This is a genomic window from Pseudomonas sp. M5A4_2d (assembly GCF_053345295.1).
This window is the reverse complement of the sequence record NZ_JBKEZW010000006.1, coordinates 1-16046: the sequence shown is the minus strand read 5'-3', so window position 1 is coordinate 16046 and position 16046 is coordinate 1. Positions and strand designations below refer to the sequence as shown.

Here is a 16046-nt window from a genome sequence, read left to right as displayed (position 1 = left end):
CGAGCGACTCCATCAGCCCGTCGGCACTAGGGGGTTTGAGGGGTAAAGCCTTGAAGGGGCGAGCCGAACGGCACACCGTTATCGGGATCGATCGCATACCATTTTTCCTGCTCCTTGATGGCCTTCAGCGTTACCTGGTTAACCGTGCCCTGTACGGGCGTCATCGGCTTGGCGTTCGCCTTCTTGAGCATCTCGGATACGGTGGGAGCAGCATCATTGGTAAAGCGAGCCTTTGCGAAAAGATCAACGGGTACGTACACCCCCATCCCGATCCTGACGGGAACGCCCTTGCGCGCACGTCTTAGAAAATCTCCCAGTCGACTCGGCTGGTTCGGCAGACCAAAAAAGCCTTCACTCGGATTAAATATCCCACGCAGCAATGCAGTGCCTTCCTTGAGAACAGAGACACGAAATGCCTGCTTGTTCAGCCGTGATGCAAACCTGATCGCGTTCCATGCTTTGCGGGTGGCCTGTAATCCTCCCGCGCCAATAAACAGCAACGTATCAATTGCCAAGCCTTTCAAGCCGTCCTTGATATTGCCCTCATAGATGTCAACCAATGGGCCGATGAACGAAATCATCGACACCAGCGCGCGACCATTTTCTTTGCTCATCAGACGATTGACGTAGCCCCGAACGTTATCTTCGCTGGGCAGCACTGCATTCGCATGATCAATGAATGCCTGGCGATGCCCGCTATAGTTGCCTATGTAATTACCCGAAAGTATAACGTCGATAATCGCCTGGCTTTTGGCGGAGCCAAAGGTGTCAGGCACCCACTCATTGCGGTTGTCACCCGACCCTTTCGACGCAGCCCCCGCCATGGAAGCCCCTACTTTGGAAATGATGACCTTCGACGAGGTATTGTCACGAGGCGCCTCCCCCGTGAGGTATGCGTTGAAATCAAAAGGTGCTTGAGTGCCCCGCAAATACCGAAGTGTCTTCGTGCCACTTCGCCATCTGGGCACGGTCTCTTCTTCGATGACGCCCTCATTCATATTCCATCTTTTCCCCGCCAAACTGGCCGTGCGATCAATAAGCGTCCCGGACGTGGGGAAAAACTCGAGCAGCCGATTTTTTCCCTCGTATTTGCTGTGCAGCAGCACCCCGTGCCAACCCCGATTCTCGGCGACTTTACTTCCCCTGCCGGCGTCTTCGGGCTGCGTTTCACCGGTTTCCCGACGCAGCCTATAGACCTGGACCTCGCCCCATTCCATAGCCTGCCGAACGTCAAGCGGCAAGTCTGCAAGACTCATCTTCATAAGCGAGGGCATCGCCCCCTTGACATCACTCAGATATTGATCGACGGCACCCTTGACCTGATTGGCAATAAGAGGAAGTGTCTTTATCCGGGCGTCAAATTGCGCTTGTGTAATCCGAGGATGGCTGAAGGAAAACCAACTCTTATGAAGATCCCCCGTTGCATACGCCTCAACCAACGTCGGCCACTTCGTATTAATGCCGACACCTGAGAGGCTGTGTTGAGTGGCGGGTTTTCTCACTGTGATTGTTTCTATCTCACTGTCAGTCAACTCCGGGAACGCTTGTTTCAGCGCCTTGATTGCCAGGCTGCTACGGGTGGGCGGTGCCGTCCCCAGGGTGACTATGGATTGCTCGACCGCCTCGGAACGACGAGTAATGCCGTCAGAAGCCAACTGATAATCGCCGGGCGTATAGTTACCGTCGCTACGCCGGGGCACAGTACCGGTCATGATTCCCACATCGAGCACCCGCTTTGCACCCAGTGCTATAGCCAGGGCTTGCTGTTGCGGCTGGACGGCTTCCAGGGTGGTCAGTGCTCCAAGCTCATTCAGGCTCATGCCGCGACTGGCTCCAGCACCGCCCCACACTTCGGCCAATGCACTGCCCAGGCTAACCGTCATCCACGCCGGGCTGCCTACGCGTATTTTGTCTGGAGACAGACGTAGCGGTTCAGGGAGCTTTGTTGACTCCTGCTGGTCAGGTTTCACCAGAAACTCCGGGGCGGCGTGTGCCAGGAACAGATGAGCCACCAACGGCGCAGCACGTGCGCTCACGCCTTTTTTCTCGATCAAGTGTTTTTCAAAGTCTTTGCGTACAGCGCCCATCTCACGGCCCATATTGGCCGGAGTGTAAAATTGATAACCGGCGGCGCTTCCCTGGGCGGCGGGAACATTAGGCTCGACACTGAGCATGATGGCGGCGGTCAGCAGACTTTTGCGTTGCGCGGCATCGATATCGTCATCACCCTCCCCCTTATACCAACCCAACGCCTGGGCGAGTTCCCGACCCCACTGCTGGGCCTGCGGGGTGTTGAGTAGTTCGTCCCAGATCTGGTCTGCCCTGGCTGCTGTTTCCTGCGGGTCGACTTGCGTCACGATCTGACGCCCCCATGCGATCCCTATGGTATTGGCGCCATACTTTTGATCCGTCGCCAGCGAAATCAACGTAGTTTTGTCGCTCGCCGACAAGGTGCCCGCAGCCCACGCCTGAGGCAGTAACTTCGCATAATTGCCGACGGGCGCAGTCGGAGGGAAGTGGGTCCGCAACCATTTGGCGGCGGCGCGAGCCTGCCCTGCGGTAACGAGTGCACCCAGGCCCATCGACCTCGCGACCTGCCGCAGATCGTGGCGATCGTCTGAGTAGAGCGCGTTACCCGTCTGCTCGCTCAACGCGACAACCGCCGCTAATGCGTCTTTCAACGGCTGGCTCCAACTATCACTGACAGGTACATCCAGCCACTGATTCAGGGTCGGTTGCAGCACTTGCAGACGGCCTTCGCTGATACGAACCGCCTGGTCCGGCAAGGTTTGCTCCAGATCCGCCAGAACACCCTGCATCTCAGGGAGTGCAACCAGCTCGGCCAGGCGCGTGCGGGCCTCACCATCACGTTTCAACGGGTTTGTTCGAGAGACCTCAAACTCGGTACCCGATAACGATAATGGCCCACTGTCGGCAACGCCCAGCGCCGTGCGTTCCAGCGCGTCGGCGAGGTTTTCTCGATCATCGAGCTCATTGATAGCACGCGTTGACCATTCAGACCGGAGTGGGTGATTGTGTGTTTCCGCTGCAGACAGCGCAGGCCAGCCTGCCTCCAGGCTTGTCACAAGCGCATTCGCTTGCTCGGCGGTATGTGGCGGACTGACGCCATAAAACAAGCTCGCCACATTCCGCGAAATTTGCTGGCTGTTCATAGAGACATAAGGCACACCCTGGTGCGTGGGGTCTAACGCCTCAAGCGCGTGCATCACACGCGCCGATACCTGCCACCAACCGGAGGTGTCTTGCAGGGTGTATGCCTGACGAGAGGTCACGCCATTATGGGTAACAAGGCCCGATACAGCGTTTTTGCCGATCGTCACTGAGTCCAGGGAAAAACCCTTGCCCCTCAACCAGGCTAAAACCTCGGGCTGATTCAGCACGCGCTTGTAGATGTCGAACGGCTGAGAAATCAGCGACCGCACGGGCACGGTCACCAGCGCATCCGGCACACTGCCCATCTGCGCAATTAACTGCGCCTGAAGGGTTTCATCTGCATCGGCGGAGTGAGAGTGCGGACCCGCCAACAGGCCCAACGTGTTGTGCGCAGGTTTGTCAGGCGTCTGCACAAGCGCGCGTTTCTCGCGCCGTACAGCGACAGGGTCGGTACCCTCGGAAAGTTGCCCGAATCGCCCGGGCGATCTCAGGCCTCCGCGTGTTTCGATGGGCGGGAAAACGGGCAATTGTTTTTGATCGTCTGCCGGTGCAGGCGGCGCAAAACCGCCCAGGCTTGGGCGTGCAGGTTGGGCAGACTCGGAGGATGAAGTGAATGTGAAAGGTGAATTATCCGCGGGCGATGGAGGCCCACTTTGAGAATTGGCGTGCGGGATAAGGGAAATTGGCATAATCAATCCTCTGCAACAGAGCCACTGAAAAGTGTCCTCGTCCTAAGAACCGTTGCAGCCAAACTAGGAAAAAAAAACCGCCCCCTCTATAGGAGAATTCTGATCCTCCCATTGAAAAATCCAGGCAACCGAAGCCCCCTCACCGTTCTTTATATTTCTCAGGCCTGCCCCCACATTTGGATGGGGGGAGAGCGCCAGATAATCCTTAAGCAAACGAGCGGATGCGCGCCGCCAACTGCGCCAATTCGGCATCATCTGCCCGCACAAAATCGTGGGACGAGATATAGCCCTCATAGGCTTCAAAAAATTTATCCACTTTGGAACTGATGGGCTTGAATGCGCTGTCCTGACCCGTGCCATGCATGGGGAACAGCTTCGCGTGCAGATGATCCACGCCGTACCCTTCCAGCATCATCCCCGTGCGCGCCACGTCAGGAAACGCCCGATCAATCTGCAGCGCGGTTTTCTTCGCCGCCACGACTAAATCAGCCAGCACGGCATCTGACTGCGCAAACGCATAGCTGCCGTAATGCTGCTTGGGGATCACCACACTGAAACCCGGCGTGTTGGGGAAAATCGACAAGAACGCCATATGGTGTTCGTCCTCCCACAGAATGTGGGCGGGAGAGGCCCTTCGGACAATGCTGCAAAAAATACAATCCATCTTGGATATCCACCGGTTTCTTCATGAGTTTGGTCGTCGCCGCCCTATAAAACCATGATTCGGCGGGCGTCAAAAAATGTATTTCCACAAAGTTCCTCGACAAAAGCCGCCTAAGCGGTATGAATCGCCAGCAAAGGCGGTGCGACGGTTGAGCAGTTGGCGAGTATTGCGGGCTTTGGGATACGGGCGGTTGGTGCAAAACTGTAGAGGACTATGTGTTCAAGGAGATTTACTTTTAATGGATATCAAATGCTCCGTCTTCATCGCGGCCAGCGTCGACGGTTTCATCGCTCGGCCAGACGGTGATATCGAGTGGCTGCACCGGCCAGAGTACGAAACCGCTCAACTGAATGGCCTGACCTACGACAGTTTTATCGCCACAGTCGATGCGCTGGTGATGGGCCGCAAACCCTGGAAAAAGTCGTGTCCTTCCCGGAGTGGCCCTATAAAGGCACGCCTGTCATCGCCCTCTCGCACCAATCATTAGCGCTACCCATCCATGTGCAGGGCAAGGTTGAGGTGATGTCGGCAGACGTCACCACCCTCGTCAAACAGCTAGCCGAGCGCGGCATGAAACACCTGTATATCGATGGGGGCCAAACGATCCAGGCGTTTCTTGAAGCAGGACTGATCGATGAGTTGATCATCACCCGTATTCCGGTTCTGTTGGGCAAAGGGGTTCCCCTGTTCAGCCAGATCGGCAGTGAGCGTGAACTGCGCCATGTCGACACGTATGTGTCGCAGAATGGGTTTGTTCAGAGTACGTATCGGGTCGTTGAAGCAGCCTGACGCTCCGATAGCGATGCGGTTAACCGCCATGCCAACACTCGGAAGTTTCCGACAGCTTTTTAGGGTTGTCCCCCGGAAGATGGCTGCCTAATCTTCCGGGGTCGCTGCAAATTCAGCGACCGGGTTTCGCAGCCCGGTTAAACTCTAGACGCACAGCGTCCACCTCAAGATAGCGGGCGCTTTTTTATGCCTGATGTTATGGCGGCTGTGCGCGGGATACCTTCGGGTATGCCGGGTGCCTAGAGTCCCGGTCTGCGAACCTGCGTACAGCTGCCACCCACATAACGTTTCGCAACGATGGGTGGTGACGCCAGTACTCTAGGCGCTTCGCCATGATTAAAGACAGTCCAAACCCGCCGTCAGATTCAACCGTGTTTCACGCTGCTGCTCATCGAGCAATTAACCATTATCTGAATCCTTCCGAGAAACCAGAGCCGTCTGCTGAAAGCCCTGGTGTGTTTACCGTGCGCGAAGGATTAGACGTCGAGACGCTGCTGGTCAATGCTTCGGAGGATCTTGCGTCAGTTCAAGCGCTGGCAAGCCATTTGGCGTTTGAGGTAGACGGCAATCCCCGCAGCGTGGTGCTCGGAATTTGCCGGATGCTGGAGGGAATCCAGTTGATGGTGGAAAAAATACTCAGCCTCAATTCCAGCCCAACGCTGGGATAAATTCAACAACAGCGGGCATGCAGAGCGAGCACGGTAAAATGTGGGAGCGGGCTTGCTCGCGAAGACGGAGTGTCAGTTGATACATCTTTAACTGATCCACCGCATTCGCGAGCAAGCCCGCTCCGACATTTGGGTTGAGTAGGTCGCTGAAATAACACCGGCAAAAAAAACGCCCCGAACCAGTCGGGGCGTTTTTTATTCAGCGTTTACCGATCAGGCCTGATCGGCCAACCGCCATGTTGTCCCGCCCTTGCCGTCTTCCAACACCACACCCATCGCGGTCAGTTGGTCACGAATACGGTCGGATTCCGCCCAGTCTTTATTAGCCCGGGCAGCCAAACGCGCCTGAATCAACGCGTCCACTTCAGCCGCATCCACACGCCCTTCGGCGCCGGCTTGCAGGAAGTCGTCGGCCTCCATCTGCAGAACACCCAGCACGCTGGCCAGCTCTTTCAGGCGCGCAGCAAGCCCTGCCGCCGCGTCGAGATCAGTCTCGCGCAGGCGGTTGATCTCCCGCACCATCTCAAACAACACCGCGCAGGCTTCCGGCGTGCCGAAGTCGTCGTTCATGACTTCGGTGAACCGTGCCACGAATGCTTCGCCGCCAGCCGGCGCCACGGCTGGCAGGCCTTTCAACGCGTGGTAGAAACGCTCCAGAGCGCCTTTGGCGTCCTTGAGGTTGTCTTCCGAATAGTTGATGGCGCTGCGGTAGTGGCTGGACACCAGCAAATAACGCACAACCTCAGGAGGGTACTTTTCCAGCACGTCGCGAATGGTGAAGAAGTTGTTCAAGGACTTGGACATCTTCTCGCCATTGATGCGGATCATGCCGCAGTGCATCCAGGCGTTGGCGTAGGTCTTGCCGGTAGCCGCTTCGCTTTGGGCGATTTCGTTTTCGTGGTGCGGGAACTCGAGGTCGCTGCCGCCGCCATGAATGTCGAAGGTCTCGCCCAGGCAGCAGGTGGACATCACCGAGCATTCGATGTGCCAGCCCGGACGTCCGGCGCCCCATGGCGACTCCCAGCTCGGCTCGCCGGGCTTGGTGCCTTTCCACAGCACGAAGTCGAGCGGGTCTTGCTTGGCTTCGTCGACTTCGATGCGCGCGCCGATGCGCAGGTCTTCGATTTTCTTGCGCGACAGCTTGCCGTAGCCCATGAACTTGGCGACGCGGTAATACACGTCGCCATTGCCCGGGGCGTAGGCGTAACCCTTGTCGATCAGGGTCTGGATCATCGCGTGCATGCCGGGGATGTGGTCCGTGGCGCGCGGTTCCATGTCCGGCTTGAGGATGTTGAGGCGTGCCTCGTCCTCATGCATGGCAGCGATCATGCGCTCGGTCAGCGCGTCGAACGACTCGCCGTTTTCGTTGGCGCGGTTGATGATCTTGTCGTCGATGTCCGTGATGTTGCGCACATACGTCAAGTCATAGCCGCTGAAACGCAACCAGCGCGTCACCAGGTCGAAGGCAACCATGCTGCGGCCGTGGCCGATGTGGCAGTAGTCGTACACGGTCATGCCGCACACATACATGCGCACCTTGTTGCCATCCAGCGGCTTGAAGACTTCTTTGGTTTTGCTGAGTGTGTTGTAGATCGTTAGCACGACGTATCCCTTAAGACTTGATCACTGGCCCCACGAATCACGCAAGGTCACGGTACGGTTGAATACCGGAGCACCGGGTTTCGAGTCCTTGATATCCGCGCAGAAGTAACCTTCGCGCTCGAACTGGAAACGGTCTTCCGGCTGTGCGTCGCCAAGCGATGGCTCGGCACGACAACCTGTAAGCACTTGCAGCGAGTCAGGGTTGATGTTGTCGAGGAAACTCGCGCTGTCTTCGGCCTTCTCAGGGTTGGCCGAACGGAACAGGCGATCGTACAGGCGCACTTCGCATTCAATGCTCGCAGCGGCCGGCACCCAGTGCACGACGCCTTTGACCTTGCGGCCTTCCGGGTTCTTGCCCAGGGTTTCCGGGTCGTAGGAGCAATGCAGTTCGACGATGTTGCCATCGGCGTCCTTGATGGCTTCGTCGGCACGGATCACGTAGCTGCCGCGCAGGCGCACTTCGCCGTTCGGCTCCAGGCGCTTGTAGCCTTTTGGCGGCTCTTCCATGAAGTCATCACGGTCGATGTAGATTTCGCGAGCGAACGGCAGCTTGCGCACGCCCAGTTCTTCTTTCTGCGGATGACGTGGCAGTTCGAGGTTTTCGACCTGGTCTTGCGGATAGTTGGTGATTACCACCTTCAACGGACGCAGCACGCACATGGCGCGCGGAGCGTTCGCGTCCAGATCCTGACGGATGCTGAACTCAAGCATGCCGTAATCGACCACACCGTCAGAACGGTTGGTGCCGACCATGTCGCAGAAATTGCGGATCGACGCAGGGGTGTAGCCACGACGACGGAAACCCGAGAGGGTCGACATGCGCGGGTCGTCCCAGCCATGCACGTGCTTTTCATCGACCAGTTGCTTGAGCTTGCGCTTGCTGGTGATGGTGTAGTTCAGGTTCAGGCGGCTGAATTCGTACTGACGCGGGTGCGCCGGTACCGGCAGGCTGTCGAGGAACCATTCGTACAGTGGACGGTGGCTCTCGAACTCCAGGGTGCAAATGGAGTGGGTGATGCCTTCGATGGCGTCCGACTGGCCGTGGGTGAAGTCGTAGTTCGGGTAGATGCACCACTTGTCACCGGTCTGGTGATGGTGGGCATGGCGAATGCGGTACATGATCGGGTCGCGCAGGTTCATGTTCGGCGAGGCCATGTCGATCTTGGCGCGCAGCACGCGGGCGCCGTCCGGGAACTCACCGGCGCGCATGCGGTTGAACCAGTCCAGGTTCTCTTCCACCGAACGGTCGCGGAACGGGCTGTTCTTGCCAGGCTCGGTCAGGCTTCCACGGTATTCTTTGGCTTGCTCGGGGGTCAGGTCGTCAACGTAGGCCTTGCCGGCCTTGATCAACTCGACGGCCCAGTCGAACAACTGGTCGAAATACTTGGATGCATAGCGCACTTCACCGGACCATTCGAAGCCCAGCCACTTGATGTCGCTTTCGATGGCGTCGATGTATTCCTGGTCTTCCTTGGCCGGGTTGGTGTCGTCGAAACGCAGGTGCGTAACGCCACCGAACTCCTGGGCCAGGCCGAAGTTCACACAAATCGACTTGGCGTGACCGATGTGCAGGTAGCCGTTGGGCTCTGGCGGGAAACGGGTGACGATCTGCGTATGCTTGCCCGAATCCAGGTCCGCCTGGATGATCGGGCGCAGGAAATTGACCGGGACGGCAGGTCCGGCCTTGGAATTCGAGGTAGGGTCGACAGTGGGCTTGCTCATAGGATCCTTGAACAGACAGGTTCGTGGCCAGGTGGGGCCAGATAAAACAAAGGGCTCATAATAGCCGAAGCAGTCAAGACACTGACAGGCTGGGACCAAAAACTGCTGTTTAATTCCTCTTTTAATGACCGGGGCGATAAAAAACCACCTCGAAATTCCCGCCGGGCACGCTAAACTGCGCGCCTTGGCCCTCGTTTAGCCAGACAGGTAAGACGCCCCGGCGTCCAAACCCACGAATTCCCTGAAAAGAGTAGTGAACATGACTCAAGTCAAACTGACCACCAACCACGGTGACATCGTCATCGAGCTGAACGCCGAGAAAGCGCCGATCACCGTCGCCAACTTCATCGAATACGTTAAAGCCGGCCACTACGAAAACACCGTTTTCCACCGTGTGATCGGCAACTTCATGGTCCAGGGCGGCGGTTTCGAGCCTGGCATGAAAGAAAAGAAAGACAAGCGCCCAAGCATCCAGAACGAAGCTGACAACGGCCTCTCCAACGACAAGTACACCGTCGCCATGGCCCGTACCATGGAGCCGCATTCGGCCTCCGCGCAGTTCTTCATCAACGTGGCCGACAACGCCTTCCTGAACCATAGCGGCAAGAACGTGCAGGGTTGGGGTTACGCGGTATTCGGTAAAGTGACCGAAGGCCAGGACGTCGTCGACAAGATCAAAGGCGTGCAAACCACCGGTAAAGCCGGTCACCAGGATGTTCCGGTAGAAGACGTGATCGTCGAGAAAGCCGAGATCGTTGGGTGATATTGCTGATTTCAGATTTGCATCTGGAAGAGGAGCGTCCGGACATCACCCGGGCGTTTCTGGATTTGCTCCACGGCCGCGCCCGTGGCGCCCAGGCGTTGTACATTCTGGGGGACTTCTTTGAAGCCTGGATTGGCGACGATGGGATGACTCCGTTCCAGCGCTCGATTTGCGAGGCTCTGCGTGAGCTGAGCGACAGTGGCACCCCGATTTTTATCATGCATGGCAACCGGGACTTCCTGATCGGCAAGGCATTCTGCAAAGCGGCAGGCGCCACCTTGCTCAAGGACCCCAGTGTCGTGCAGTTCTATGGCGAGCCTGTGCTGTTGATGCACGGCGACAGCCTCTGCACCCGCGACGTCGGCTATATGAAGCTGCGGCGCATCCTGCGTAATCCGATTGTGCTGTTTATCCTGCGCCACCTGCCCTTACGTACCCGGCACAAGCTGGCGCGCAAGCTGCGCAGCGAGAGCAGCGCCCAGGTACGCATGAAAGCCAACGACATTGTCGATGTGACGCCCGAGGAAGTGCCGCGGGTGATGCAGCAGTTCGGCGTGCGCACCCTGGTCCACGGCCATACGCACCGCCCCGCCATTCATAAGTTGCAGATTGGTGACCAGGCGGCCAAGCGCATTGTGCTGGGGGATTGGGACAAGCAGGGCTGGGCCCTGCAGGTGGATGAGCAAGGGTTTCAGTTGGCGGCGTTTGACTTCGTCAATCCGCAACTGGCGTTGCCTGGCGCCTGACCTCCCGACACCACCGATCTCTTGTGAAAAGAGAGCCAAATGTGGGAGCGGGCTTGCTCGCGAAGGCGGTGTGCCAGTCAACACAGATACTGACTGAACCACCGCCTTCGCGAGCAAGCCCGCTCCCACACTTGATTGCATTCCAACCTTTACAGATCAGTGGCCGGAAGCCTCCGGCCCTGCCTTCGCCGCAAACGGCGGTTTCGCCAGCCACACAATCACGATCAAGCCCATGAACATCCACCCCAGCAACGTGAAGTAATCCACGGTGGACATCATGTACGCCTGGCTGGTGAGGATCTGGTCCAACTGCGCATACGCCTTATGCCCTGCCCCGCCAAGCGCCTGCAGCGCGTCGCGGGTCGCCGAGTCATAGGTGGTCATGTTCTCGCTCATGTACGCATGGTGCTGATCCGCGCGGCGAATCCAGATCCAGGTGGTCAGCGATGCCGCAAAACTGCCGCCCAGGGTCCGCAGGAACGTCGCAAGGCCCGCGCCATCGGCGATTTGTGCCGGCGGCAAATCGGACATCAAGATGCTCAAGGTCGGCATAAAGAACAGTGCCACACCAATACCCATGAACAGTTGCACCAGGGCGATGTGCTGGAAGTCCACCTCATTGGTGAAGCCCGCCCGCATAAAGCAGCTCAAGCCAATCGCCAGAAATGCCAGGCCGGCCAGCAAGCGCAGGTCGAACTTGTGCGCGTATTTGCCCACAAACGGCGACATCAGTACCGGCAGAATCCCGATCGGCGCCACCGCCAGGCCTGCCCAGGTGGCGGTGTAGCCCATTTGGGTTTGCAGCCATTGGGGCAGGATCAGGTTGATCCCGAAGAACCCGGCATACCCCAGCACCAACACAATGGTGCCGATGCGGAAGTTGCGGTAGGCAAACAGCCGCAGGTTGACCACCGGATGTTTGTCGGTGAGTTCCCAGATGACGAACACCGCCAGGGCGACGGCTGAGATCGCCGCACCGATGATGATGAAGTTGGACTCGAACCAGTCCAGGTCGTTGCCCTTGTCGAGGATGATCTGCAAGGCGCCGACACCGACGATCAAGCTCAGCAACCCGACGTAATCCATCGGCTGGTAGCTGGTCACCACCGGACGCTTCTTCAGTTGCGAACGCACCACCATCACCGCAAAGATGCCGATGGGCACGTTGATAAAGAAGATCCAGGGCCAGCTGTAGCTGTCGGTGATCCAGCCGCCGAGGATCGGCCCGGCAATCGGCGCCACCACCGTGACCATCGCCAATAACGCCAGGGCCATGCCGCGCCTGGCCGGCGGGTAGACCGCAATCAGCAAGGTTTGGGTCATCGGGTACAACGGCCCCGCGACCAGGCCTTGCAGCACCCGAAAACCAATCAGCTCGGGCATCGAAGTGGAAATACCACAGAGGAACGACGCCAGCACAAAGAGGATGGTCGCCCACAAAAACAGCTTCACCTCGCCAAAGCGCCGGCTCAGCCAGCCGGTGAGCGGCAAGGCAATCGCGTTGCTCACCGCAAACGAAGTGATCACCCAGGTGCCCTGCTCCGAGCTCACACCCAGGTTGCCGGAGATGGTCGGCAACGCCACGTTGGCGATGGTGGTGTCGAGCACCTGCATAAAGGTCGCCAGCGACAGGCCAATAGTGGCCATCAACAGGCTGGGTGGCGTGAAGGAGGCGTTATTGCTCATCAGCGTTGCACAGCCTTGGGTGCGGCGAGGCTGTTGTCATGGATCAGTTGGCTGATCATGGCGTCGGCTTCGGCCAGTTGGCGGTCATACACGTTGGTGGTGAACGAGGCCTTTTGCGGCGCCTGTTGCGCCAGTACCGGGCCGCTCGTATCGTGCAGGTCCACGTTGACCACGGTGCTCAGGCCCACCCGCAGCGGGTGCTGGGCCAGCTCATCGGCGTTGATATGGATACGCACGGGCACCCGTTGCACGATCTTGATCCAGTTACCGGTGGCGTTTTGCGCCGGCAGCAGGGCGAACGCGCTGCCGGTACCGGCGCCCAGGCTATCCACGGTGCCGCTGAACTTCACGTCACTGCCGTAGATGTCGGACTCGATGTCCACCGGCTGCCCAATACGCATATCGCGCAGTTGGGTTTCCTTGAAGTTGGCGTCGATCCACAGTTGGTTCAGCGGGATCACCGCCATCAACGCAGTCCCCGGCTGCACGCGCTGGCCCAGTTGCACGGTGCGCTTGGCAACGTAGCCGGTGACGGGGGCGATCAAGGTGCTGCGAGCGTTGGTCAGGTAAGCCTGACGCAACTGCGCGGCGGCAGCCTGCACGTCCGGGTGGGACGAAATCACCGTGTCATCCACCAGCGCGCTGCTGGTCTTGAATTGTTGCTGCACGTTGGCCAGGGCATTTTGCGCCGAGGTCAGGTCGTCACGTGCATGGGACAGTTCTTCCTGGGAAATCGCGCCGCCGGCAGCCAGATTCTTACGGCGATTGTAGTTGTCCTGAGCCTTTTGCACGTTGGCCTGCTGGGCCAGCACTTGGGCTTTCATGCCATCGACGTTGCTGTAGAGGCCACGCACCTGACGCACGGTGCGCGCCAGGTTGGCCTGCGCACTTTGCAGGCCGACAGCGGCGTCATTCGGGTCAAAATTGATCAGCACCTGGCCCTCGTGGACCAGGTCGCCATCGTCGGCGCCGATGCTGACTACCGTGCCGGTGACCAGCGGGGTGATTTCCACCACGTTGCCATTCACGTAGGCGTCGTCGGTGCTTTCGTTGAAGCGACCGTAGAACTCATACCAACCCCACACGCCCAGCACGCCGAGGATGACGATCAGCGCCAGGCCGATCAGCATGATTTTGCGTTTGCGTGGGTTGTTATCCGGTTTTTCAGTGACGTTGTTGCTGTCGGCAGTGGCCATGACAAATACCTCAAATTATTCCGTGCGTGTGGCTGGGGTGGTCGCGGCCACGTTATCGGCGTTGAACCCGCCACCCAGGGCCTGCATCAATTGAATCGACAGATCGATCTGCGCAGCATTCAGGGTCGCCAGCTGACGCTGGGCCTGCAGCAATTGCTGCTCGATGCTGAGCACATCCAGGTAATTACCGATGCCTGAGCTGTAACGCTGCACCCCGGTGTCGTAAGACTGCTGGGCAATGTCCGCGGCATGTTGCTGTGCCTGGATCTGCCGCCCGGTTTCGCGCAACTGCATCAGGGTGTTACCAATATCGCCCAAGGCTTGCACCAGGGTTTTGTTGTACTGAGCCACCGCCAGGTCGTAATCGGCGTCGCGGGCATCCAGGTCGGCACGCAAGCGGCCACCGTCAAAGATCGGCAACGAGATCGTCGGCGCAATGCTGAAGAAACGACTGGCTGAGCCAAACATCGCATCCCCCAACAACGACTCGGCCCCGGCGCTCGCGCTCAGGTTGAGGTTGGGATAGAAACGGGTTTTGCTCGCGGCCACGTTCTTGCTCGCCGCCTCCACCCGCCAGCGCGCGGCGATCAGGTCCGGGCGACGGCCGAGCAGTTCGGCCGGCAAGACTGAAGGCACGGCAACGACGCTGGGTTTCAACACGTTCGGGCGCACCAGCTCACTGCCACGGTCCGGGCCTTTGCCGAGCAATACGGCGAGGGCTATCTTGGCGCTTTGCAGTTGTTTTTCCGCATCGATCAATTGCGACTGGGAGCTGGCTTCCAGGCTTTCGGTCTGTTGGTACTGGTACTGGCTGTCGATGCCGGAGCTGAGGCGGCGCTTGCTCAAGTCGAGCATCTGGCGGGTACGCTTGAGGTCGTCATTGGCCAGGTCACGCACGATATGGGCCTGGCCCAGGTCGCTGTAGGCCTTGGCCACGTTGGCGGCCAAGGTCAGGCGTGCGGCTTGTTGATCGACTTCGGCGGCACGCGCCTGGCCCAAGGCGGCTTCCCAGGCGGCGCGCTGGCCACCCCAGAGGTCGAAGTTGTAATTGAAGCTGGCGCCAATATTACGCACGGTGGCGTAGGCATCGCCCTCGCCGCGCGGGTCCTGGTCCTTGGCCAGGCGCGAACGGCTCACGCCAGCGCTGGCATCCAGGGTCGGCATGCGTGCCGCGTCGGCGGCATAGGCAGCTGCTTGTGCCTGGTGGGCACGGGCGCTGGCGACCTGCATGTCGGGGCTGTTTTGCAGGGCTTCATGGATCAAGCCGTCGAGCTGTGGGTCGCCCAGGCTTTTCCACCAATCGGCACTCGGCCATGCGGCAGTGGACAGGGTCACGCCGCTGAGGGATTTGCCGGTTTGCAAGGTGTTGGCGTCGAGGCGTTGGCCTTGGGTGTCGAGGCCGCTGAAGTTGGCGCAACCGGCCATGCTCATCGCCACCAGCACCAGGCTAAGTGCACGTGTGTTCATTTATTACCTACCCGCTGGATGACGATGGCGTCACCGGCAGCTACCAGAATTTTTGTGAGGATGGCTTCCAGGGTCTGCAACTCACCGGGCTCGAGGGCACCGGCCAGTTCATTCATTGACTGGGCGCCGATGTGCGGGAGCATGTCGGCCAGGCGCTGGCCGTCTTCGGTGAGCACCAGCTGCACCTGGCGCCGGTCCTGTTCGGAACGCTTGCGCGCCAGCAGGCCCTTTTGCTCCAGACGATCGAGCATGCGGGTCATGGAACCGCTGTCCAGCGACAAGTTGCGGCACAGCTCGGCCGGGGTATCCACATCAAACTGGGCAATGATGATCAACACCTTGAACTGCGCGGCCGTCACGCCGTGAGGTTCCATGTGGGTGTCGATAATGCGGTCCTTGAGCAGCGCCGCCCGGCCCAGCAACAAACCGAGGTGGCAGTTGCGAAAGCTGTCAGGGGTGAAGTGGGTCATCGAAAGTCACCTTATTACTGCCTAGGCAGTGAATGTATGACAAGATGTTACTGCTTAGGCAGCGAATGTCAAATGGAATTATTAGCTTGCTTGCTAATTTCACGACAGGTGGGCTGCAATGCAAACACATGTGGGAGCTGGCTTGCCTGGGATGGCGGCGTGTCAGTCAATAATTCATCGACTGATGTACCGCTATCGCAGCATTGGTATCTACACATTTTTTACGGGTTGAGTGCTGTGGTTGTCGCGGGGCGCGCTGAGTACATATCCGTTGTTTGGGTCACGGCCGAAATAGGTTCCGCCCTTACGGCGGGTCACTTTGGAAAAGCCCCAAAGTAACCAAAGGGCTCTTGCCCCACCACTCGGCACCTCGCCTAGGCTCGGTGTGCCAGAACGAAGGCTTTGGACCG

At 58.8% G+C, this 16046-nt stretch carries 11 protein-coding genes and 1 pseudogene; 4 read left to right on the top strand and 8 right to left on the bottom strand.

Translation table 11 applies throughout. The features are described from left to right. Window positions 1-26: 26 nt before the first annotated feature. Window positions 27-3587 (bottom strand): hypothetical protein, encoded by a 3561-nt coding sequence (locus ACLBW8_RS15350; protein WP_447805734.1) that lies wholly within the window; start codon window positions 3585-3587, stop codon window positions 27-29. A gap of 481 nt (window positions 3588-4068) precedes the next feature. Beyond that, window positions 4069-4527: an HIT family protein gene (locus tag ACLBW8_RS15345; protein WP_447805733.1), complete on the bottom strand. Its 459-nt coding sequence runs from the start codon at window positions 4525-4527 to the stop codon at window positions 4069-4071. 238 nt (window positions 4528-4765) lie between these two features. On the opposite strand from ACLBW8_RS15345, the pseudogene ACLBW8_RS15340 reads away from it, so the two are divergent. Both ACLBW8_RS15340 and ACLBW8_RS15335 read left to right on the top strand, forming a co-directional pair. Then, window positions 4766-5316, top strand: a pseudogene (locus tag ACLBW8_RS15340) (dihydrofolate reductase family protein). A 332-nt stretch (window positions 5317-5648) separates the two neighbouring features. After that, a complete protein-coding gene (locus tag ACLBW8_RS15335; RefSeq protein WP_447805732.1) occupies window positions 5649-5984 on the top strand; it encodes a DUF6124 family protein in 336 nt (111 codons plus the stop codon). A 213-nt stretch (window positions 5985-6197) separates the two neighbouring features. On the opposite strand, the gene cysS is transcribed toward ACLBW8_RS15335, so the two are convergent. Next, the gene (gene cysS, locus ACLBW8_RS15330) at window positions 6198-7586 is read right to left on the bottom strand and encodes a cysteine--tRNA ligase (RefSeq protein WP_064452962.1); all 1389 of its coding nucleotides are present in this window, start codon (window positions 7584-7586) and stop codon (window positions 6198-6200) included. A 21-nt stretch (window positions 7587-7607) separates the two neighbouring features. After that, complete coding sequence (locus ACLBW8_RS15325; protein WP_447805731.1) at window positions 7608-9308, bottom strand: glutamine--tRNA ligase/YqeY domain fusion protein; 1701 nt, start codon at window positions 9306-9308, stop codon at window positions 7608-7610. 259 nt (window positions 9309-9567) lie between these two features. Here ACLBW8_RS15325 and ACLBW8_RS15320 point away from each other — a divergent pair, with 259 nt between their 5' ends. Continuing rightward, a complete protein-coding gene (locus tag ACLBW8_RS15320) occupies window positions 9568-10071 on the top strand; it encodes a peptidylprolyl isomerase (RefSeq protein WP_043205556.1) in 504 nt (167 codons plus the stop codon). After that, window positions 10068-10817, top strand: a complete 750-nt coding sequence (gene lpxH, locus ACLBW8_RS15315) for a UDP-2,3-diacylglucosamine diphosphatase (protein ID WP_064452964.1) — start codon at window positions 10068-10070, stop codon at window positions 10815-10817. The genes ACLBW8_RS15320 and lpxH overlap by 4 nt, the downstream gene beginning before the upstream one ends. A gap of 156 nt (window positions 10818-10973) precedes the next feature. Here lpxH and ACLBW8_RS15310 read toward each other — a convergent pair whose 3' ends face one another. Genes ACLBW8_RS15310 through ACLBW8_RS15295 form a run of 4 tightly spaced genes read right to left on the bottom strand, consistent with a single transcriptional unit; the run spans window position 10974 to window position 15636 of the window. Beyond that, on the bottom strand, window positions 10974-12503 hold the full coding sequence (locus ACLBW8_RS15310) for a DHA2 family efflux MFS transporter permease subunit (RefSeq protein ID WP_064452965.1): 1530 nt from the start codon (window positions 12501-12503) through the stop codon (window positions 10974-10976). Further along, window positions 12503-13699, bottom strand: a complete 1197-nt coding sequence (locus ACLBW8_RS15305) for an efflux RND transporter periplasmic adaptor subunit (protein ID WP_064452966.1) — start codon at window positions 13697-13699, stop codon at window positions 12503-12505. The genes ACLBW8_RS15310 and ACLBW8_RS15305 overlap by 1 nt, the downstream gene beginning before the upstream one ends. Window positions 13700-13714: 15 nt before the next feature. Continuing rightward, entirely contained in the window at window positions 13715-15166 is a 1452-nt protein-coding gene (locus ACLBW8_RS15300; RefSeq protein ID WP_064452967.1) for an efflux transporter outer membrane subunit, read from the bottom strand. After that, window positions 15163-15636, bottom strand: coding sequence for a MarR family winged helix-turn-helix transcriptional regulator (locus ACLBW8_RS15295; RefSeq protein ID WP_053256909.1), 474 nt, complete (start codon window positions 15634-15636; stop codon window positions 15163-15165). The genes ACLBW8_RS15300 and ACLBW8_RS15295 overlap by 4 nt, the downstream gene beginning before the upstream one ends. Window positions 15637-16046: the final 410 nt, after the last annotated feature.